The 23,707-nt window shown below is 39.9% G+C and carries 14 protein-coding genes; 7 read left to right on the top strand and 7 right to left on the bottom strand.

Features of this window, described 5'->3' with window-relative positions; genetic code table 11:
• Positions 1–51 precede the first annotated feature (51 nt).
• The 4 genes from ABIE26_RS20890 to ABIE26_RS20875 all read left to right on the top strand — a co-directional run bounded on the left by ABIE26_RS20890 (position 52) and on the right by ABIE26_RS20875 (position 7,607).
• On the top strand, positions 52–3,465 hold the full coding sequence (locus ABIE26_RS20890) for a TonB-dependent receptor (RefSeq protein WP_310145425.1): 3,414 nt from the start codon (positions 52–54) through the stop codon (positions 3,463–3,465).
• 18 nt (positions 3,466–3,483) lie between these two features.
• Positions 3,484–5,262, top strand: a complete 1,779-nt coding sequence (locus ABIE26_RS20885; protein ID WP_310145423.1) for a RagB/SusD family nutrient uptake outer membrane protein — start codon at positions 3,484–3,486, stop codon at positions 5,260–5,262.
• A 76-nt stretch (positions 5,263–5,338) separates the two neighbouring features.
• The gene (locus tag ABIE26_RS20880) at positions 5,339–6,244 is read left to right on the top strand and encodes a metallophosphoesterase (RefSeq protein WP_310145422.1); all 906 of its coding nucleotides are present in this window, start codon (positions 5,339–5,341) and stop codon (positions 6,242–6,244) included.
• A 10-nt stretch (positions 6,245–6,254) separates the two neighbouring features.
• Positions 6,255–7,607 (top strand): M60 family metallopeptidase, encoded by a 1,353-nt coding sequence (locus ABIE26_RS20875; RefSeq protein WP_310145420.1) that lies wholly within the window; start codon positions 6,255–6,257, stop codon positions 7,605–7,607.
• A 97-nt stretch (positions 7,608–7,704) separates the two neighbouring features.
• Here the strand turns inward: ABIE26_RS20875 and ABIE26_RS20870 are convergent, their stop codons facing one another.
• From ABIE26_RS20870 to ABIE26_RS20840, 7 genes are all read right to left on the bottom strand, one after another.
• Positions 7,705–8,937: a redoxin domain-containing protein gene (locus tag ABIE26_RS20870; protein ID WP_310145418.1), complete on the bottom strand. Its 1,233-nt coding sequence runs from the start codon at positions 8,935–8,937 to the stop codon at positions 7,705–7,707.
• 25 nt (positions 8,938–8,962) lie between these two features.
• Positions 8,963–10,423, bottom strand: coding sequence for a PKD-like family lipoprotein (locus ABIE26_RS20865; protein WP_310145416.1), 1,461 nt, complete (start codon positions 10,421–10,423; stop codon positions 8,963–8,965).
• Positions 10,424–10,444: 21 nt separating this feature from the next.
• Positions 10,445–11,137, bottom strand: a complete 693-nt coding sequence (locus ABIE26_RS20860; protein WP_310145414.1) for a DUF4843 domain-containing protein — start codon at positions 11,135–11,137, stop codon at positions 10,445–10,447.
• A 13-nt stretch (positions 11,138–11,150) separates the two neighbouring features.
• Positions 11,151–12,572, bottom strand: coding sequence for a RagB/SusD family nutrient uptake outer membrane protein (locus ABIE26_RS20855; RefSeq protein WP_310145413.1), 1,422 nt, complete (start codon positions 12,570–12,572; stop codon positions 11,151–11,153).
• A gap of 10 nt (positions 12,573–12,582) precedes the next feature.
• Positions 12,583–16,107 (bottom strand): SusC/RagA family TonB-linked outer membrane protein, encoded by a 3,525-nt coding sequence (locus ABIE26_RS20850; RefSeq protein ID WP_310145411.1) that lies wholly within the window; start codon positions 16,105–16,107, stop codon positions 12,583–12,585.
• A gap of 155 nt (positions 16,108–16,262) precedes the next feature.
• A complete protein-coding gene (locus tag ABIE26_RS20845; protein ID WP_310145410.1) occupies positions 16,263–17,378 on the bottom strand; it encodes a FecR family protein in 1,116 nt (371 codons plus the stop codon).
• 64 nt (positions 17,379–17,442) lie between these two features.
• On the bottom strand, positions 17,443–18,042 hold the full coding sequence (locus ABIE26_RS20840) for an RNA polymerase sigma factor (protein WP_310145408.1): 600 nt from the start codon (positions 18,040–18,042) through the stop codon (positions 17,443–17,445).
• 201 nt (positions 18,043–18,243) lie between these two features.
• Here ABIE26_RS20840 and ABIE26_RS20835 point away from each other — a divergent pair, with 201 nt between their 5' ends.
• From ABIE26_RS20835 to ABIE26_RS20825, 3 genes are all read left to right on the top strand, one after another.
• Complete coding sequence (locus ABIE26_RS20835; RefSeq protein WP_310145406.1) at positions 18,244–18,867, top strand: RNA polymerase sigma factor; 624 nt, start codon at positions 18,244–18,246, stop codon at positions 18,865–18,867.
• A 46-nt stretch (positions 18,868–18,913) separates the two neighbouring features.
• The gene (locus ABIE26_RS20830; RefSeq protein ID WP_310145404.1) at positions 18,914–20,119 is read left to right on the top strand and encodes a FecR family protein; all 1,206 of its coding nucleotides are present in this window, start codon (positions 18,914–18,916) and stop codon (positions 20,117–20,119) included.
• A gap of 302 nt (positions 20,120–20,421) precedes the next feature.
• Entirely contained in the window at positions 20,422–23,691 is a 3,270-nt protein-coding gene (locus tag ABIE26_RS20825) for a SusC/RagA family TonB-linked outer membrane protein (RefSeq protein WP_354376250.1), read from the top strand.
• Positions 23,692–23,707 lie beyond the last annotated feature (16 nt).

The raw sequence follows: 23,707 nt of genomic DNA, 5'->3' as shown, positions 1-23,707 counted from the left end.
CTAATCAGGTGCAATTCTCCATATGGCATACCTTGCTCAATGTTGCGTATTATGAAGCTAATTATCGTCATTATGATCACTTTTCTAATGCAGGTGAGCGCCTCGACTTCCGCCCAACTGATAACGCTGAAAGAAAACAATATCAGTCTGCGATCGGCCTTTGAACATATCAGAAAGCAGACCGGATACATCGTGCTGTACAAATCTGAGCTGGTCAGGAAAAAGGCAGTTATAAATGTCAATTTGCATGGTGTAACGATAACATCGGCTTTAGAGACCATTCTCCGGGATCAAAACCTGGACTTCGAAATCAAGAAAAAGTCTATCATACTGAGCCAGAAGCCAGCATCTGTAGTTCAGATTTTAATTGAAAAATTTAAGGAAATCAATATTCGCGGACGGGTTACCGATGAAGCCGGTAAGGCAGTCCCAAGTGCCTCTGTTAAGGTAAAAGGGACGAGTAAAACTACCACAACTAATGAAAAAGGTGAATTCTCGATAGAGAATGTGGCAGAGAACGCCATTATAGAGGTTAGCTATATCGGATATAAGACCTTACAGATCACTGTAAAGAACCAGGATTATCTGAACCTGAAGCTGGAGCAGGATATTACCGGGCTTAATCAGGTTGTTGTTGTGGGCTACGGTACCCAGAAGAAAACAAATCTTACCGGATCAGTGCAGGTAGTAGACGGTTCAAAGCTCCAGAACCGTCCAACAACCAATGTTACACAGGCATTGCAAGGTACGGTATCAGGTGTTAACTTCAGCTACGGTAACGGCGGATTTGAACCTGGTGCAAGTCCGGGTATGCAAATACGCGGACAGGGAAAACCGTATGTGATCATAGACGGGACAGCTGGCGACATCAATACCGTTAATCCAAATGATATAGACAATATATCCGTTCTGAAAGATGCTGCTGCATCAGCAATTTATGGTGCGCGGGCGCCATACGGTGTACTTATCATAACGACGAAATCCGGAAAGCAGAATCAAAAAATTCAGGTGGAGGCATCTGCTAATTCCAGCATTACATCGATTATCAACAAACCCAGGATGGTTGACTCTTACACTTTTGTAAAAGCAATGAATGAATTTCATGACAATCAGGGTGTAGCAAGGTTGTTTTCTGAGGAAACAATAGACAGGATTCTTGCAAGGCAGGCGGACCCAAGCTTACCTGAAACCGTTCCGGATCCAAGCAACCCTACCAAATGGGCAACTTATCAGCTTTCAAACGGTAATAACGACTGGGTTGACATTCATTTCGGGAATGGGCGCCGGAGCCAGGAGAATATTTCTGTAAAAGGTGGTGGAAAGGATGCAGCCTATTTCATATCTGCAGGACATGCATACGAAAAAGGCATCTTAAAAATGGCAGAGGACAACTATAGCCGCATTAACCTGAACTCCAAAATTGACTTAAACCTAAACAGCTGGTGGAAGCTAACTTCAAATACGCGTATTACAGAAGAAAACAGGATAAATCCGGTTTACAATGGTGAAGGTAATTACGCAATGGTGATCCACCATATCTTACGTACCCATCCTAACCAATATTTAAAATCCCCCAATGGACAATATTCGGCTTTATCAAGAGTGCCTTTGATGCGCACAGGTAACGAAAAAACCACAAAAAGAGAGGTGCTGCAAAGACTTGCAACTGAAATTACCCCTTTGAAAGGCTGGTCCATAAATGCAGATTATTCTGTATCACTTCCATTTAAACAGTTTGTAGGTGAAAATCTTACTGCTTATGAAGATCAGGTCGATGGAACCCTTACGCCAATTGCGTCTACAGTTCCATCTTACATCACAAAATCCAAATCAAATTCAACTTATAAATCGCTTAATGTATTCTCTTCCTACAAATTTGACATATTGGAGGCACACCATTTTGCCTTTTTAGGAGGTTATCAGCAGGAATCCAACCGGTACGATTACATGAGGGGGCTTAAACGTGAACTGATCACTCCCGAAGTACCCTCTATAACCACTGCGACAGGAGAAATGCAGGTTGTTGATACCCTTGCACATTGGGCAACAAAGGGTTATTTTCTAAGATTTAATTATAACTATCAGGATAAATATTTGCTGGAAGTAAACACCCGATATGACGGCACTTCTAAATTTGCCAAGCATCATCGCTGGGGCTGGTTCCCTTCTTTTTCCGTAGGATGGAATGTATCTAACGAAAAATTCTGGGCCAACATTTCAAAACATGTAAACAGCTTAAAATTAAGAGGCTCATGGGGTAATTTAGGTAACCAGGATGTTACTGCCTACCAGGATCTTGCCCTCCTGAGGATACAACCAAACTTAAACTGGATTCTTAATTCTAAACGCCCCGCATACACTACTGCACCTAACCTGATCAATCCGGACCTCACATGGGAATCTTCAAAAACAGTTGATGTGGGAATTGATATGGCAGTATTCAATAACAAATTGCAGCTTACTTTTGACTATTATCAACGATTAACATTTAACAGGCTTGGACCTGCACAGGCTCTCCCCGCAGTTCTGGGAGCTACCATTCCACTTGAAAACAATTCGGAACTGCGTACCCGGGGCTGGGATGCTTCACTAACCTGGAGAGACAAAGTTGGCAATGATTTTAATTACAGTGTAACAGGAATGCTTTTTGACAATACCAGTGTTGTGACCAAATACAATAATCCAACTGGTATATTAACTACTGATTATACAGGGAAAACAGTTGGTGAAATATGGGGTTATGAAACCCTAGGGCTTATTCAGACACAGGAAAGGGCTGATTTTATCAATTCCAGCAAAATGCAGAATTTTATCAATGCCCAGGTATGGCGTACCGGTGATGTAGAATATAAAGATCTGAACAACGACGGGGTGATCAATAACGGTAAAAATACGGTTAACGACTTTGGCGACCGTAAGGTAATCGGAAACACTACACCGCGCTATCAATTCGGATTAAACCTGTCTGCAAATTATAAAAGCCTGGATATCTCCATTTTCCTTCAGGGTACAGCAAAACGCGATCTGTGGTTAACCGGAAACATATTCTGGGGATTCAACAACTGGAACCAGACCTCTCTGTTCCCTAACCACCTGAATTATTATCGTGATGCTGAAGAAAGCAGGTATTCCGGTTTAGGGCCAAACACCGATGCCTATTTCCCACGCCCTTATAGTACTGCAGCTACATATGTTAAAAACCAACAGGTACAAACCCGTTATTTACAAAATGGGGCGTACATACGGCTGAAAAACCTACAGGTTGGCTATACTTTGCCCAAAGCTGCCGTCAGTAAGGTAGGACTGGGCAAGGCAAGGCTGTATTTTTCAGGAGAGAACATCTGGACCTCCAGTAAGATACCTGTAGGGTTTGATCCTGAAACCGCCAATGTGGGAGAATATGGGAATGGAAAGTCTATATTCTCACAAGCCATCTGGGCAATGGGCCTGAATATTTCGTTTTAATTTTAAATCAAACAGGAAATGAAAAAAAATATACTCTTGCAAGTTGGATTGCTATGTGTGATCATACTTGGTTCTTGTAAAAAAGATTATCTGGATAGAGAACCTTTAATCCAGGTGTCAAATGATGCCTATTGGAAAACCGCCAGCGACCTGGAGAAATATACACTTCAATTTTATGCGGGGTTTCCATCTTTTGGTGTTGTTGGAAGCTATACCGGTCTGATCGGATGGGACGGTACCCGAGGTTCTGATACCCAGATCATCGCAGTACCCAGCACAATATGGAACGGGTCACGTTCACTGTCAACATCAGCTTCGGGCACAACAACACCGACCACCTGGTGGTGGGCAGATATTCAAAGTGTTAATGTGTTTTTTGCGAACTATAAAAACTGTAAAGAACCTTTTAACACCTACAAACACTATTTAGGGGAAGCCCATTTTTTTAAGGCATGGTTCTATTTTGAAAAAGTGGTTGCCTATGGGGATGTACCCTGGTTCAGCGATCCGTTGAAAACGAACTCAGAGGAATTGTACAAAGCCCGCGATCCGAGAACCCTGGTCATCGACTCTGTCTTATCGAACCTGGATAAAGCGATTGAATATTTGAATCCTTTAAAAGCAGCGGTTGGGGGCAATAACCGGTTGAGCAAGGAAGCTGCATTATTGTTTAAATCACGTGTTGCCTTATTTGAAGGTTCCTGGCAAAAATACCATAGCGGAACAGATTTTGGAACTGCTGGTGCCGACCCTAATAAATATTTCAGGGCTGCTGTAAACGCTGCAGAAGAATTAATGAAAGCGCAATATAATACCGGTATATATTCTACGGGTAACCCAAATGAGGATTATTGCAAGCTATTTTCGTTGACCGACCAATCGAATAATAAGGAAGTTTTGCTTTGGAAAAAATATGACATTGGCTTGCAACTGGGGCATTCTTTCCAAATTTATGTTTCAGACCGTACTGCAGGAAATATGCTTACACTTCAGCAGGTACAGCACTATTTATCAAAAGCAGGTACCCCATACGATTTTATAAATTTGGGTAAAGCCGTCAAGGGTAGCAAATTCCTGACTAAAATAGGTCAGGACTGTGATCCAAGGCTGGCGCAAACCGTCTGGACCCCAAATGCGGTGATGTGGGATAACGGATTTGGGAAGGGTGTATTCAGCAAGCCTTTCCTCGATCAATCTGGTGAAACTTTAAATAATACTGGTTTCCAAATCAGAAAAGGCAATGATCCCAAAGACCCGCAGGCTGGAAGCGGCGTTTCATGGAACACCAACAGTACAACCGGCGCTATTGTATTCCGTTATTCGGAGGCTTTACTGAATTATGCGGAGGCTAAATCAGAATTGGGCGAAGCTGTTGACTATGCCAAATCCATAAATCTACTTCGTAATCGTGTGGGTATGCCGGGTTTCGTAGTGCAATCCGATCCTTTGCGCAATACGTACGCGGATTATGGGTATGCCATATCCGATGAATTACAGGAGATTCGCCGGGAACGGACTGTAGAGTTAGGAGCCGAGGGCTTTCGTTATGCAGATTTAATGAGGTGGCGAGCCCACAACCTTTTATTAAATAAAAGGCCAAAAGGCTATCCTTACGACGCTACGGAATGGGTGGGTAAAAAAATAAACTATAAAACTGATGCTAATGGTTTTCTTGACCCTTACCAAACTCAATTACCGAATGGATATGGCTTTAAAACCAACCGCGATTATTTGGAAAGCATTCCAACCAATGAAATTACACTCAATCCAAAACTGACACCAAATCCAGGCTGGTAACAAGAATAAAATACGGTTAGGTAGTGTTGACCTAACCGTTATTCCTTATATTTCTAAATCATTCAACTTTAAGCATATGAATAAGTTAACTCTTTTTTTTATCGTTCTTGCCATAACAACAGATAGCTTTATAAGTAAAACACAACAATCGAAACCTATTATACGTATTGGCCTTATAGCAGACATTCAATACGCTGATGTAGAATCAAGGGGCACACGTTATTATCGAAACTCGTTAAAAAAATTGAGAGAATGTGTTAACGATCTCAACAAACAAAAAGTACAGTTTTCTCTTAATCTGGGAGATGTAATAGATCGAAACCCAAAGGATCTGGATTCGGTTTTATCCATTCTAAAAGGTTTAAAGAAACGAATTTATACCACTACAGGAAATCATGATTATCACGGTATAACGGATAATCAGTTTTTATATGAAAAACTTGACATGCCTGCCGAATACTATTCCTTTAAACAAAAGGACTGGCTTTTTATAATGTTGAATACTAATGAAGTAGCTTCGTATGCCAATATAGCAGGAACATGGAAAGAGAAAGAATTAACCGCAATGGTAGACAGTATTAAGCAGGCTAAAGGGGTAAACGCACAGGAATACAACGGAGGGATCAGTAGCCGGCAGCTACAATGGCTGGACAATTTATTGGCCAAAGCTCAGGCCAAACGCCATAAAGTACTGATCTTTTCCCATCATCCCCTCGATTTTTCCCGGGGTTTTACTGCCCTGAACAGTCAGGAAATCCTTAAGGTAATTGCTAAATATAGTTGTATCAAAGCCCTTTTTGCCGGTCATCACCATAGCGGGGATTTTGGGTACCATTCCACTATTCCATGTATCACTTTAGAAGGTATGGTCGAAACATCTGATAAAAATGCATATGGCATCCTTGAGATTTATTCCAATGGTTTCGAGGTTAAAGGTGTAGGGCGTACGAAGTCATATAAATTCCAAATCGGAAGCAACTAAAAATTTAATTATGAAATCATCCTCGTTATTTTACTTGTCTGTTGCACTTTTGGTAATCTCTACATTTACCCTATGTAAGAAAAAAGAAGTTAGGCCTGTTGATAATCCCGGAACGGAAGCGCCAGTAGTTACGCCCCCAACCGTTACAGAAACGCCTGTAGTTTTTGAACAAACAGAACTCCTTTCGGCTGAAAGTGAAAGGAAAAGGTTACAATTGAGCTGGCTAGCTACCGATTTTTCTGCTACAGGTCTGTTTGTTGCAACTTCTTCAACCATTAAGGTAAATGTGGAGCAACAGGCCGGTACAAGGTTGCCAACCTTATTAATTGGTACTTACTCCAGATATGGTACATGGAACACCCAGCCGGTTACCTTTAATTTAAAAGCCGGGCTTAATGAAATTACCAGTACTGTTGATGGTCTGATCTGGATCAGGTACACAAACGATTATCCCAATGCAAAGGCCAAGCTTACTTTTACCAGCGGTTTTAAAAAGGTTCCTTACTACGTTGCTGGTGTTACTACAAAAAACCAATGGAAAGATATGCTTTCTAAATTGAATACAGTGCCTGATGTGATCTTGCAGGGCGAGCGTTGTATGATTGTTGCAGACCGTGCTTCTGCCATCAGGTATCAGGATGAAGATCAGGAAGTGCTATTGTCAAAAATATCCAGAGTTATAAAGATAGAAGATGATTTTAGCGGACTTAATAGTGCTGCTGATCTGGATAAACCTAATGTTCACCAAAGGTATCTACTAACCCAGCATGAGGATAAAGCCTATTACATGTTTGCCTATAATTACCGTACAGCTTATATCGGGACTGCAATCTCTGCAATTTTAAAACCTGCCGATGTGACCTGGGGACCGTGGCATGAACTGGGCCACTTACACCAACAGGTATGGACATGGGGCGCAATTGGTGAGGTAACAGTCAACATATTTTCGAGAGCCGTGCAAAGGGAGTTAACGCCTGCTGAAAACAGATTGGTGAGTGATAAAATATGGGAGCAGGTGCCAGCTTATCTGGCTTTGCCGGATGCTCAGCGCAATTTTAATAATGATGTGGCATCTGTGTGGGTAAGACTCTGCATGTTTGAGCAATTAGGACTGGCCTTTGGTGATGATTTTTATCCAAAGCTATTAAGCAAGACCAGAGTAGACAAACCTGTGGTAGGCACTGACGACCAAAAGATGAATTACTTTATGAAATCTGCCTGTGTAGTTTCGGGAAAAGATCTGAGTATTTTCTTTAAGAAATGGGGCCTGAATGTAAACTCAGCAGTCTATGCTGAAATGGCAGCGTTAAGTTTGCCGCAACCTGTTCAGGATATTTCGCTTTTGAAGGATCAATCAAATTAAGTACCCCACTAAGATGCGCCAATTACATATAAACCTTTTTTAAAAAGAAGTACGGATAAATTTATCTGTACTTCTTTTTTTAATCTTTTGAGATTTATTATTTTAATAAATTATCAATCGCGATACTGATCTCTTCAACCGTTGCATCATCGCCACCGTTAAATCCTGTTAAAGCGTAACGCACTTTGCCATCTTTATCAATAATAAACTTAGCGGGGATGCCCTTAACCTTATATTTTGAAATTACCAGATAGTCACTTTGTTTTGTACCAGGGTTCGGATCCAAAAGCACATTGAAACTGTATGGTTTATCTGCCAAAAATTCTTTCACTTTTTGCTTTCTTTTTAGCATATCGCTTTCGGTTTCCCAGCTGTTGATAAATAGAAATTCTACATTTTTATTGTTCTTGTATTTATCCACTGCTTTTTGCATAGCCGGGAAAGCACCAACACAAGGCCCGCACCATGTGGCCCAGAAATCAAGCATTACTACTTTATTTCTTAAGGAAGATAAAGTTACTTCCTTACCCTCAAGATTCACCAACTTAAAATCAGGTGCGTCATAATTTACTTCATGCCCTTTCATGTATTCAATTCTATCGGTGTTTAGATTTTTTAGTAAACCGGTTAAAAAAAGGTCAAAATTCTCTATTTTGTTCCCAGAAGCTATCCAGGCCTCTCTTAAAACTTGTTTTGCTTCATCGTTGGCCATGCCTTCCTTTACCATTGAACTAAGCACCTCTATTGACTCATCATATTTTTTATTCTTGTAAAGAATAAATCCGTATAAAGTTTTTTGATTTTTAGATTTCAACCCGACTATTTCTTTTACAGGCGTAATCCACTGAAGGGCTTCCTTATATCTTTTCAGCTGATATAATAAGTCGGCATAGTTGTAGCTATATGTATAATAATTTGCACTGTCTTTTTTACCAGGGGCTAACGCGTCCTTCAACAGCTTTTCTGCTTGCGTCATTTTACCCGATTTAAGCAGTTGGTTGATGATTGAGCCCAGGTAGTTTCTTCGCATTTGCCCTTCAGGAATGGCGCCTATCATTTGATTTGCCATGGGATCGTTTGCTTTGATCATTGCTAGCGCAAGGTTTCCTTTAGCTATACTATAGATATAGTGCAGGTCCTTATGATCTTGCTCAGGATATGTTTTTTGCATTTGAGTGTATATGGATTTCATAGAATCCAGTTGTTTTTGCTCGCCCATTCTAGTCACAAAGGCATAGATTTTTTTGGTTAAATTCTCGTTCTGGGCGTAACTGCCTGAACTCATAACAATAAATGAAAGAAGTAATATCAGATATTTGAATGTATTCATTTTTTTATTTTTAATAGTTGGTTAATTAATAAGCGCTCCCATTTTTGTATTCCAGGTTTTTCACCCTGTTAAACCCATGATATTCCTTAAAAAAGGTATTACCAGTAAAATCTCCAGTGTTGCTTATAGCGAACTTGTATATTTTTCCTTCACCGGCCTGGTAAGTTGCAGCCACAAATTGCCTGTTGTTATCGGGATAGCTAACGATTAAATTGATAGACTGCTTAATTTTAATGGATGTGATCTCGACCCCTGCCGGGAAGGCATAAACCAATTTTGATTTCTTTGCAGGAATGTCAAGCAAATAAATTTCATTATTTACTGCATAATAAATGTGCATGTACAAACCCGACGAAGCGAAAAGTTTTGCATTTTTTAACCCCGGAGCATTTTCTACGTCGTATTTTTCTGCAGCAATCACGGAAGCATTGTATGCGGCATTTATGCGGTACACAGCAAATTGATCGTCGTTATTGTTCTTCATCAAACAGTTGTAGAAACTACCGGAACCCGGCCCACCAAATACCAGTTGTTTACCGACATTATTTGGATCAAAGGCGGATCCGGCCGGATTTGAAAGTGTGGTAATTGCGGACGACAAATGCCGTAAAAAACGCTGGTTTTTTGTATCATAAAGCAGCGTATAATCGCTGTATGTATGTGGAAAAGCAAAGTCAGAGATCTTCCAATCACCTTTAATCGGCGCGCCAAATTTTAGCCTGTCATTGGCATTTAAAAAACTTAGAGAATAAAGCTCATCATTATTTATGATAAAGCCTGATGCGCCCAAAGTACCGTAAAAATAGTTCTGAATATTAAATGTTGCCGGTGGGGTATAAAACCAGCTTTTAAATTCATCAAATTTTTTCATGCTGATATAGTCAACTTCTACGGCATTTTTGTTGCCTAGAATAAACACATTTTGCAGGCCATAAGCGGTATTCAATACTTTTATAACATAGCTGTTATCTGGAAGCGTTTGCCCGGTGTTTGCATTTCCATAAAGGTTGTGCATGACCTCTTCTGCCACATTGATCATAGAAATTTCCTGCTTGCCGTTTGGCATATCTTCAAGCGCAAGCCAGCCTTCCCCCAGCCTTGTGCTTACCTCCATTTTATACTCTTTAAAAAAAGACACTCCTGTTTGTGGGTCCTTAACCGTAAAAAGAATGGTATACTTGCCAGGTTTTACTTCTATTCTTGCATCCAGATTTTTAGTGCTGCCGAGCGCAAAAGCTGTTGGAGGATTAGCAGTAAGGTAGGTTGACCAGGAATAAATGAGCTTATTTTCATCTACCTCTCTGGTTTGTTCTATAATCGGGTTGATCTTGAGGGTCTCAAACTGAAAAATTTGAATGTTTTCTGGCTGCTTGTCAGTTATTTTTATCTCATTTATCGGATTCAGGTCGTAATTACCCTTATCTTTCGAACAGCTGGCAATCAGTGTACAAGACAGGATTATAAATAATATGCAATATCTTTTCATTACTGTTGATTTTTAAAACGGTTAAGGGAAAATTACCAGGTCGCCTACTTCATCGTACATATTCCCATTTTGGGCTTCATATTCTAATAAGGCATTCTTACAGTTCTGGGCTATGAAACGCATTTCACTGACGCCAAGATTATCAAAGGAAGTGTAACCGGTCTTCTGTATCATAAAGCCATATTTGACACTGCTATATTTTCCGAAATAAGAATCAGACCAGCTTGGTGGCCTGGAAAGAAAATCATTGATCTTAATAAGATAGCTGAGCTGATCAGATACTCCTGGATCAAAATCATCAGATGCGGTAATGGCTATCCACAATTTTCCCTCCTTGTTTTTAAGTGAAGGTGTTTTCCTGATCAATACCGGCAATGTACCTTCAAATTTATTTGCCTTTATAACAGCAGGGAGGAGTGTGTAACTTTCTGGATCGGCGGTTGAAATATCCATTACTTCATAATTCACCTTGCGGTCATGATCTGCCGCATCCCCCATAATTCTGACAGGAATAAAAACCGTATCTGAAACCACTGATGTAGGTTTTATGGCGAAAGAGTAAGTCGCGCTGTCTTTTACAGGGCTTACTGGCGCCTGTGTTCTTTTATAAATGTAGACCTTAGGTTTCTGGTTAAATGACACCAACTCATCTTTCCGGCAAGCATAGCTTAAGGTGCAAAAAAGACCCGCTAGTATATGTATAAGAGTTTTCATACTTCTGTGAGGTTTATTGTCTGTTAAATTCTATTTCGTCATCAGGAAGTGGAAAAACATATTGTGTGTTTCCTACAGGTGTGCCATAGCCCTCTATCTGTGTCTTATTTTTGCGTTTGTAATAGAAAAACAGTTGACCTTCCTGGTAAAATTCTTTTTTGTATTCCTTAAATATCTCCGTTTCTACATTTTCAGACGAAAGGGTTTTAGCTAATGCAGATAAACCACGGTGTACCCTGACTTCATTTAGCAAATCTATTTTTTCATTCAGATCCGTACTTGCCTCTGCTGCTATGTAATATATTTCTGAAAGACGGATCAATGGCACTCGTTTAAAAGTAGAGGCATTTGAACTGTAACTGATATCATCAGACCAGTACTTAACAGGGTACTTTGTAGATGCAGGCCCGTCGGTCTTCCATAAAAACAAGAACCGATAATCGGTACTGCCCCCGTTGTTTATCTCAAAGCGGTTATTGATGAAAGTAGCGGTATTGGTTAATACACTATTGGCTGCGGCCAGCTTAAAAAGTTCAGCGTTGATATCTGGCAAATTGGCTACATAAAGGCCAAAAATATGCTCTCCGCTAAAGGTGCGGTTCGGAAATGATGCACTGCTGATCTCTGAAGAAGCTACAAATGGAAAAACTTTGGCATCTATAACTTCCCTGGCTTTTCCGTAAGCTGCCTGACGATCTTCCCGATATAGATAAATCCTTGCCATCAAGCTGGTTGCAGCCCAGTAATTCATGTGGTTTCTTGTAAAGGAGCGGAATATATCCTCTATTCCGTAATAGAGATTTTTATCTACTGCCAACAGCGCGGAGGCTTCATTCAAATCAGCCAGGCATTGATCAGCTACCTCTTTGAATGTTATTTTAGGTGTAACATCCATGTTAAAACTTTTGATATAAGGTATTGCTTTGGTATCCATATTATCAACTGGTATCGGGCCAAAGGCCCTTAAGAGATCAAAGTGTAGAAATGCCCTTAAGCCCAGTGCTTCACCTTTAATGAGCCTATAGTTGATGCCGGTAAACACGTCCTTTTTCTGATCGATTTGTCCGAGCACATTGTTTAAGTTGGCAATTGCTTTATAGGAGTTATTCCAAAAACCATCAATTTTAGTTTTAATACCTGCATCGGCGTAATTGTAACGGCCGGCCTGGTAATAGGCATTGGTATTTAAACTTACATTGTAATTCTGCGACAGCACATCCATTAGGCCCATTGTAAGTTCTTTTCCATACATGGAGCGGCTGCCCATTTGCGTGTATACGCCTGTCAATGCATCTTTGAAGCCCTGTTCATCCTGGAAAAGGACATCTTCGCTCACCTCGGTTTTAGGTTTTACATCGAGCCATTTTTTACATGCTGTACAGCATAAACCCAGAGCGATTAATATGGAGTACAGGTGTCTGTTTTTTAATTTCATAATACTTTGCTTATAATGAGGTGCTTAAGTTAAATGTGAAATTTCGGGCAAAGGGATAATCCAGGCCGCGCTCAGCTTTCACGGTAGCAAGCCTGATCAGGTTATTGATCTGCAAGCTTAGCCGGGTGTTTTTAATTCCCCATTTTGCTGTTGCTTTATCAGGTATCAGATAGCCTAAGGAAAGACTTTCCAGGTCCAGAAAATTGTTCCGCTGAACAAATCTTGAAGTGGCATTGGTAGGTGCGGTAACAGGAAAGCCAGTGATATCAACAATACCTTTAAAATATGTATGGTCGCCTGGCTGTTTCCACCTTCCCAGTAAAACACGTTCGTCTACGTTGTATCCTATGTTTGCATTTTCTAATCGGTCTGCCAGGGTTTGGTTGTACAACTTGCCTCCAAGCTGATAACTAAAATACAGACCTATCTGGATACCTTTGTAACTCAGGTTTGTTCCCAGATTACCACTAACTGCCGGTAATGCATCTCCAGCAATGACCTTATCTGCAGCGTCCCAGGTATAGGTAAGGTCTCCGTTTTGTTTAATAAAGATTTCCCGTCCGTTACTTGGATCAATTCCTGCGGAAGGCACGGCCCAGATTGCATTTACTGATTGCCCTTCCTTGAACCGCAGTTGAGGTCTGGTCTGCAGTCTGCTAGCTGTGCCGTCTGGATTTCTGGTAGCATCATTTGCCTGGTTCATCTTTTTCAGTGCATTAGAAATCTCCTGTATTTTATTTTGATTATGAATGGCATTTACGAATACACTCCAAAAGGTAGATTGCTTGTCGTTCCGCAAAATGAATACATTAATGTTACCTTCAATACCTTTGTTTTGTAGTTTGCCAATATTTTCCTTGTAAGAATTTACACCAACTGAGGGTGGTGTGTTGATGTCCAATAGCAGGTTATTGGTGGTCTCCAGGTAAGCATCTAACCGTAAAACCACTCTGTCACGGAACAAGGAAATATCTGCACCAATATTTCTTTTCAGTGTTTGCTGCCATTGTAGTGATTCATTGCCATAGGCCATCAGCGAAGCGCCCAACATGCCAAGATAGTCCTGGGCTGTATTATATTTATACGTACTGATGCCCATATAAGGAGGGAATTGCTGACTTCCGGTAGTACCCAGGCCTGCGCGTAGCTTTAGCCTGTTAACGGCGCTTTCTTTCAACATCGACATAAATTCTTCTTCGTGCAGGTTCCAGCCTAAGCCAATTGCCCAAAAGGGAGCAAATCTGTTTTTTGCACCGAATTGTGTAGAACCATCAACATTGAATGAGAAATCGGCTAGATATCGCCTGTCATAGGTATAGTTTAAGCTGGTAAACATAGATGCCCTTCTTGTAATGTCGTTCTTCCCGCTCGGGCGGCTTTCCCGCAAATAAGCATTGCCTAAAAAAACTTCATCTAACCTGGTGTTTGGAAATCCGGTGACTACAAGTCCGTAAGCCTTGCTGTTTTGTTCCGCGGCAGACAAACCAAAGGTGCCAAATAAAAGATGCTTACCAAATGAATGGTTGTAATCGACCAGTAAACTGGCATCATAAGAAAAAAAACTACCATTGTTTTTTGTATACCTTCCCCGGTTAAAGTAGTCTGTAGAATTGTAATCTGTGATCGTGGCAAAATTTGTATGATCAGCTGGAAGAAAGACATCTGATTGATCTTTCTGGCTGCTAATCCCGACCTTGCCGGTTATTTTCAATCCATTGTCAAAACGCCATTCCAGGAAGGTATTGTTATTGATACCAAAATATCCGGAATAATCTGCTGTCCCGAGGGTTGCATTGTACATAGGATTGGTATAAGTTGCGCCAAGATTAAGGTATCCAGGTACAGAAGTAATTTCCAGAATTTTTCTAATCTTACCATTTTCATCATAGGGGGACCAGTACTGATTTAAGCGCGAATAATCTGAGAAATTTCCCCATGGTGAATTATCCGATCGATTTGCCATTACAATTAGCTGGTTCCTCACCAGGAATTTCTTTCGCCTGTACGATAAAGACATTCCACCCTCATAGTTTTTTCTTGATGAGCCTTTCATTACGCCGCGGTTGGCTGTATATCCAAAGCTTGCGCCGTAGCGGATATATTCATCACCACCCTCAACAAAGAGCGATTGTTTGTTGCCAATTCCGGTTTGTAAAGGTTGGGACAACCAGTACGTGTCTACACCGCGGGACACATCCGCTTTTCTTTTCGAGTACAATTCATCGTAATACAATTGATGGTCTGGCCTTCCACCGCCGTTGTATGTACCTGACATCCGCTCAAGCTCCAGCTTATTGGCAGCGTTAAGCAGTCTGTAGGAAGTAAGATCCGGACCAGTAATTTGTAGGGTTGTATTGTAACTCAATTGCAGCTTGCCGGCTTTTGGTTGCAGTGTTTCCACAACAATTACCCCATTTGAAGCCCGGGAGCCGTAGGCGGAGGTGCCGACTGCATCTTTGAGGATGGTGATGCTTGCGATACGGTTGATATCCAAATCGTATATTTTTTGAAGGCTGACTTCAAAACCATCCAGAATAAAGAGTGGCATACTTGGATTGGTAGCGTAGGCTGACATGAAATCGGCGCCGGAAGAGGGGATACTGACATTGCCTTGCTGGACAGGAAAATTGTTAGTTCCCCGTAAACTGATCTGTGGCAGAGCATTTGGATTACTTCCGAGTTGTATGTTATCTGGTATCCTTACTGCTGGATCAAATACCTTTAATGCATCCAGTACATTCATAGAATTTACGTTACGTAGCTCTTTACCACTTACTTTAGTAGCAGCACCGCTAAAGTTTTCAGCCGGGCGGGAAAAGAGACCAGTAACTACAACCGCATCCAGTTCTTTTGTCAAGGGTTCCAGCTGAACATTAATTACTTTGCGTAAATTTGGTTTGACTTTGTAAACTTTATATCCTATATAGGTAAAAATTAATTCAGTATTACCATCAGGGATTTCAACATTGTACTTACCGTACTCGTCTGTAATAGTGGCAGCTTTGGCACCGGAATACCGAACGTTAACCCCGGAAACTGGTTTGTTATTTTCATCGGTTACCTGACCGGTAATTATCACCAACAAGCTTTGCAGTGCGTTCGTTATCTCTTCTTTTGGTTTCTTAGCACTGATGGTTATGCTATTGTCATTTATTTCATACTCAAAAGGCTGGTCCCTGAAACATTCATCTAACACCTCTTTCAAAGGCACATTTACAGCTTTAATGCTCAACGGTTTGGCTTTTTTCATGAGTTGCGTGTTGTACACAAAATCGAAACCGGTTTGTTTGCCTATTTCTTTAAATACTTCCTGTAGTGTAACATTACGCTTAATTAAGTTAACTTTTTGTGCATGCCCCGCAATACCTACCTGAAGTAATATTGTGGTCAGCATCATGATGGTTAGGTTGATACGCATTATATATTTTCTCCTATCGATTCCCTTGATCCAGGTTATAACCGGACTGGCTATCTTCGACCGAAAGTCTGCCTTTTGAGCAAATTCCTTACGCTTAAATAGCGAATAAAAATTCATACATTTGAGTTTAAGCCAGCTGTAGTTATTACAGAGGCGTGGTTAGTAATTAGTTGATTGCTGTATTCACATTAGTATCAATTAGTAGTTCTTACCATCAGCCGGGGGTGGGCTCAATCATCCCCGGTTAATTTCAGATTACCATTAAAGTAAATTTATTGCATAACGGTAACCCTCCTTCCTTGAGTTTTAAAGTGAATTGTTCCTGTAGATTCTAACAATTGAAGTGTTTTTGAAAGTGGTCTGTTTACAGAGATCTTTCCACCAAATGTGTCGTTGTTCATGGGGCCATCATATACCACCTCAATATCATACCATCGCTCCAGTTTACGCATAATGCTCTGAATGCTTTCGTCTTCAAAATTAAAATTTCCCTCTTTCCAGGCTGTTTCTATATCTGTATCTACCTTGCTGATCACTAAGCTACCAGAGGTTAAAAGGGATTGCTCTCCAGGTTTAAGTATCTGTTTATTATGACTATTATGTGCACTTACAGCCACGCTGCCTTCTAACAGGGTTGTTTTTGCTATGGGTTCATTGATGTAATTGCTTACGTTGAAGTGGGTGCCTAAAACTTCTATCGTTTGCTTATTTGTAGCAACTATAAATGGAATATTCTGGTTTTTGTTCATGGTAAGTTTAGCAACTTCAAAATAGGCTTCGCCACTCAATTCTACCCTTCGTTCCGATAGTCCGGTAAAGGTCGTTGGAAATTTTAAGCTGGATTCTGCATTAAGCCAAATCATGGTTCCATCAGGTAGTTTTATCCCGTATTTACCACCTCTGGGTGTATTAATTGTATTAAAAAGTATGGTTCCTTTATTCCTTGCCTCTTTACCTCTAATTTGATAAATCAATTGTCCATCATTGGTTTTGGTGATTTCTATACCACCCTGGTCGGTTAATTTACCGTCAGAAGCCCCGGTCAGGGGGATTTTCTTTCCGTTGGACAACGTTAACATTGCTTTAAAACCACCAGCCTTTATATCATTCTCAGCAATAGTATCTGATATTTTATAAGGACTTAGATAAAAAAATATACCTATTGATAAAACGATTAGGATACTGGCAACTGCTGCTAATCGATACCATAGACGGAATGATTTCTTTTGAGGCAGGAGTAAGTTGATCTCCTTATCCATTGCCTCCATTAGCTGTACATCAAGCTTACCTTGTTTAGCTAACTCCATAAAAACTTCAAGTTCCTCATCGCTGAGGCTCTTATTTAAATACCGCTGGACAAGCGTTTGGTAAAAATCATATGGTTCCATAAGAAAGGCTTATAGATAGTAGACAAAATTATGTACCGGCAGGGTACCTGAATGATTGTTTTTTTTATTTTATTTTAAAGACGATGGCTAAAAGTACGCTCAATGAGATGCCAAGATCTTTTTGAACAGCTGAGCTTAGGTGTTTTACGGCATTTACCATATGTTTTTTTACAGCATTTCTTGAAATACCAATTGATGCTGCTACTTCGTCATAAGTGCGATGATGTTCGCGACATTGTCTAAACACTTCCCGGGTCCTTTCGGGTAAAGTGTCTAATTGTTGTTGCAAGTAAGCTTTATACTCCTTGTTTATTAGTTGTTCCTCTGTAATATTTCTTCCCGGAGGGAAAGCAGCAATGATAGCAGTTTTGGCAATATCCGATTGTAAGGTTTTCTTTAGGTTATTTATCGTATGATTTTTCGCGATTGTAAAGATATAGGCCCTTAAGGATTGCACGTCAACCAGTTTATTTCTAGATTCCCAGAGTTTTATGAAAACTTCTTGCGTCAGGTCTTCTGCAAGTTCTTCCGCATGTACAAATTTCTTAACAATACTAAACACGGGGCTTTTAAATTTTAGGTAGACTGCTGCAAAAGCGGATTCTTCCCCGGCAACTAATTTCGTCAGGAGTTCATTATCAGGTATTGTATCATAAACGACCATGGTTAGCAAAAGAATGCCTCAAATAGATTTTATTCAATGTTAGCAAAAAAAAATGATTAAAACATTATATTGTTCCAGGGTCAGTAAATTATGCTGTCAATTAGTGCTGCTATTGCTACAGATTGTAGTAATTCCGAAAAAAATAATTAATATTGACCCATTCTAGCTTGTATTTATGACAACTAAAATGATTGTATTCAAATGAAAAAAGGAACAGATTTAAAGGAGCAATGGCGATCCTTTATCAACTATGGGGGTATGCCGGCTTTTCATGAACTGTATAGCCATTATCACGACTATTTTTTCTATTTGGGATTCAAGAAAGGTATAGTGTCTGAAAATATTAAAGATAACATCAATGACTTGTTCCTATATATCTATGAACACAGACTGGCTCTTAAGGAAGTTAAAGACCATCATAACTACCTGGTAACCTCATTTCTTCGTAAGCTATTTAAAAAACATCATTTTAGTGCCGATGATAGTTTAGAAATGGAAGACCTGGATGAATCTCACTCTTTTTTAAGGGTGGAGAATAAATTTATTATCGATGATAATAATGAAACTGCCGCGCAAATTTTAAAACAATATATCGGGAAGCTAACAAATAGTCAGGCGGGTATGGTTTATGAAAAATTTTATCTGGGACTTAGCTACGAAGAAATGGCCAGAAATAACGGAATATCTGTGAAGACTGCCTACAATACCATTTATAATGCTGTTAATCAGCTAAGAAAGCTAATGAATGAAAATACAACCATTGCCATTATCGTTGCCATTTCTTCTCTTTTTATATTTATTTTCTTTTTTTTAATGAATCCATAGGAAAATATCAATTTACGTTGCTCTATTGTCTAAAATACTTAATCTAATGAATGACATAGACCTATACGAGCTGATTACGAAGGAAAGCTTCCTCAATTATTGTTTCGAGCGGAAAAGTGAAGACATTCTTTATTGGGAAAACTGGTTGACTACTCACCCGGAACAAGCTGGTCGGATTAATGTGGTAAAGGCTATGGTTTTATTTGCCAGGGAATCTGCCCGAAAAAAAATACTTGATAAAAACTTTAATGAACTTGAAAAAAGAATAAATAACCCTGCTAAAGCCAAACACAATCATATGACAATTTCTTTGTGGCCACGTATTTCGATAGCTGCATTAATACTTATCATATCAAGTGTCGGGGTTTTTTATTCCGGGTTCTTTGATAAAAAAGAGGATCACAAAACCAATTTGATGGAACATATAACGCCTGGTAAAACCGGAGCAACATTGACATTGGGAAACGGGAAAAAAATTTATATTTCTGACGAAGGTAGCGGACAGATAGCTGAACAGGCCGGTGTAACCATTAGTAAAACTTCGGGTGGTGAAATCCTTTATGAAATTAAAGAGGGAGCAGGAAGCAGATTTGAATACAATAGGATTGAAACGAAATATGGTGAACAGGCGGAGGTAATATTGCCCGATCATTCCAAAGTTTTTTTGAATGCAGGATCATCGATTAGTTACCCCTCAAATTTTTCCTCAACTGCAGGTAGGGTAGTAAGACTTCAGGGGGAGGCTTACTTTGAAGTGTCGCCTGATAAGAAGTCGCCATTTACTGTTGCGACAGAGCGGCAAGAGGTAAGGGTTCTGGGTACGCATTTTAACGTCTCTAGTTACTCTAGCGAAAAAACAGAAACCACATTGCTGGAAGGCGCTGTGGAGATCAAAGTTATAGGCGCCGCAGGAAGATTACCAGGATTCAGGAAAACACTGATTCTTGAGCCCGGACAACAGTCTATTCTAGGCCGCACAAATCTGCAGGTTGTTAAGGTGGATATTTCGAAGGGAATAGATTGGACGAATGGCGACTTCAGATTTAAAAATGAAAAGCTGAAAAATATTATGCCAAAGCTTGCAAGGTGGTATAATGTTGAAATAGTGTATGCTGATGACGCTCCGTTAGATTTGTCGTTGAGTGGCGAGATCTCCCGTTCGAAAAAAATTAATTCTGTATTGAATTTGATCGAATCTACGGGTAAAGTTCATTTTAAATTAAAAGACAGAACTATAACCGTGTCTAAATAAACGATTTACTCCATATTTATCAAACCAAATTAACCAAAAATGAAAAGAAAACTACGAGATCCTGCTTAAATAAATTATCTGCCGGGGGGCTTAAAAGGAGGCCTGATAATGCTCTAACACTATCAGGCCGAAGTTTGAGCAACCTTTCCCTACCCTTATGGGCTGGGGAAAAATAGTATTGAACTGTTCATGTCAACTCAAACCAATTCAAAAGTATGAAAATAAATGCTTTTAACCTAGGTACGTCGCATCTGTGGCTACCTCCTAAACTTTTATTAATTATGAAAATGGTCATAATTATAATGATTACAACATTTTTACAGGTGAGCGCCTCGTCCTTTGGACAAAAGGTGACACTCAAAGAAAAGAAAATTTCACTCGAAAAGTTATTTGAGCAGATCAGACAGCAAACTGGCTATGACTTTGTATTCGATGCCAGAATTTTGAATGCTGCCAAAACAATTGATGTTAAATTTCTGAAGGAGGACCTGACATCAGTTTTGAAACAATGTTTATCTGGCCAGAATATGACCTTTGAAATCATAGAGCATTCCATTGTGATTAAGGAAAAGGAGCATTCTTTTCTTGACGACCTGATAAACAACTTTACTTCGATAGAGATAAAGGGAAGGGTTTTGGATGAAAATGGAAATCCGGTTCCCGGGGCTTCTATAAAAATAAAAGATAAGAATTTAAAAGCTGTAGTTAGCAGTACAAACGGAAATTTTAGCATAACAGCGTCAGAGGGGGATATTTTGGTAGTCAGTTTTGTTGGCTATAAGACTCAGGAAATTAAAATCAGGGTCAATCAGCCAGCTTTGACGATTAGACTTGAAGTCTCTGAGACAGCGATGAAGGACGTGGTGATTACAGGGATGATGGTTCGGAAAAAAGAGAGTTTTACAGGAGCTACTGCTACCTATACCGGTGAAGAGTTAAAAACGATCGGGGCGCAAAATGTTATCCAAAGTTTAAAAACCCTTGATCCTTCATTTATTCAAATAGAAAATAATTTAGCAGGGTCGAATCCTAATGTTTTACCAAGCATGCAGATCCGCGGACAAACGAGTCTTTCAACTTCCGCCTTGAGAGATCAGTTTTCTGTAGACCCCAATCAACCGTTATTTATTTTAGATGGTTTCGAAAGCACCTTGAGAACCATAGTTGATTTAGATATCAATACTGTGCTTTCTGTGACGATTCTAAAGGATGCTGCTTCGACGGCAATTTATGGTTCAAGGGCGTCTAATGGTGTGGTAGTAGTAGAAACAAAGAGGCCCCTGCCAGGAAAGATCCGGTTGAGCTACACTTCAGACCTTGATGCAGAACTACCAGACCTATCTTCGTACAATATGATGAATGCTACAGAAAAATTAGCATTCGAAAAGCTCTCGGGAGCTTATATTGATAATATTGGCTTGTTAAGCAGGCAACTCAGTTTAGATACCATCTATAATGAAAGGCTAAAAGAAGTTTTAAGAGGGGTAGATACTTATTGGTTGGATAAACCATTACGAACGGGCTTTTCACAGAGACATAATGTATCAGCCTCGGGAGGAGATCAGACCTTACGCTATGATGTGGCTGGTAGTATCAGAAAGAACAATGCTACCATGACAGGTACTAAAAGAGACGATTGGGGAGCAAATGTGGGCTTGTATTATCGGGCTGGTATATTTAATATAGGAAACCGCACTTATGTGAGTGGCTCGCAATCTACAGAATCTCAAAACGGTAAGTTTTCTTCCTGGGTAAATCTTAACCCCTATTACAGGGTGCTGGGCTCAGATCAAATGTACATTGAACAGGTGAGTACACCCAATAAATTGGTTCGTGTTGCCAATCCTTTCTATAACGCAAGTTTAACCGGATTCGATAATACCTCAACTTTTCAATTACAAAATTCTCTGCAGATCACTGCTGATTTAAATAAATCGCTACGAGTAAGTTTAAATGCTCAGTTGGTTAAATCATCGGGTGAGATAAAGAAATTTACAAGCCCTTTAAATACAGAATTTGTGGATGTAACCGATCCGGTTTTAAGAGGGCGCTACGTTACCAGAAAGGATGATGGTTTAAATTATACCGTAAATGCAAACCTGACTTATGGTAATGTTTTTGCTCAAAAACACTCTTTGAACACTTTTTTGAGAGCAGAACTCAGTGAAAATAACAGCAGGTTTAGTGGATTTACTGCTTTAGGGTTTCCAAATGCAAGCAATGGAAACCCTGCCTATGCTTATGGTTTTGCTTCGGGATCAACACCCACTGCCGCCAGTTCTTTAACGCGGCGGAGTTCTTTGGTGGTTTCGGTAAATTATTCTTATGATCAACGCTATAACCTTGACCTAAATGCCAATATGGATGGATCTACCGCTTTTGGTTCTAATAAACGTTACAAGCCTTACTATGCTGCAGGAATAAGCTGGAACATTAGTAATGAAAAGTTTATGAAAGGGCTGGCCTGGATAAGTCGTCTAAAGTTGAGAGGAAACATCGGGCTAACAGGCAATCAGAACTTTGGCAACGTGAGCCAGTCCGTATTTCAATACCTGACCACAATAAATAGTTTTGGTCAGGGGGTAATACTTAACTCACCAGGAGCACCTGATTTGGAATGGCAGAGCACCCTGCAAACCAGTGTTGGTTTAGATGGGAACTTATTTAATAACAGGTTGAATTTTATTTTAAGCGCATACCGAAATGTGACCGACCCCCTGGTAGTGGCAATCACTTTACCATCTTCAACCGGATTAAGCAGCTACCCATTTAATGCTGGCTCCAATACTGCCAGGGGTGTAGAAGCTGAACTTTCATTTTCACCAATTTATAAACCAGGAAAAGTGATATGGACATTAAGAGTTACTGGGACAAGCATTGATCAAAAATATGACAAGTTTGATAATAAACTTTCCGCTTTGAATAACGCTTTACGGGAAAGCAATGCGCTTACCAGATATCGTGACGGATATAGCCCATTTGATTTGTGGGCAGTCCCATCTTTAGGAATTGACCCGGGGTCGGGCAGAGAAGTATTTTTAAAAAAGAACGGGCAGCATACTTTTATTTATGATGTAAACGATCAAATTGTGATGGGCAATAGCAGGGCGAAAGCTGAAGGTGTTTTCAATACCACCGTATTCTATAAAGGTTTTACAGCAGGGGTATACATTCGATATATATTTGGAAGGGATTTATTTAACGATGCACTGTTTAGTAAGGTGGAGAACATTTCCTACCAGGACTTAGTGAATAATCAGGACAAAAGGGCGCTTTATAGCAGGTGGAAGAATTCGGGAGATGTTTCAGAATTTAAAAGCATTGCGATAACCGATGATGGACCAAAATCTTCAAGATTTATTCAAACTGAAAATTCTTTCACTGGCGAGTCAATCCATCTTGGGTATGAGTTCAGGGGAGGACAGTGGTTAGATAAAGCGAAATTATCAACATTAAATTTAACCGCAAGGTCAAATAATTTATTTTATTCTTCAAGTGTGAGAAGAGAACGTGGGATAGATTATCCGTTTGCCTATACAGTTTCCCTAAGTATCAGAGCAACATTTAAATAATTGTAAATGAATAAAA

The organism is Pedobacter africanus, assembly GCF_040548825.1.
GTDB classification, from domain to species: domain Bacteria; phylum Bacteroidota; class Bacteroidia; order Sphingobacteriales; family Sphingobacteriaceae; genus Pedobacter; species Pedobacter africanus_A.
This window is presented reverse-complemented; position numbering and strand designations above follow the sequence as displayed.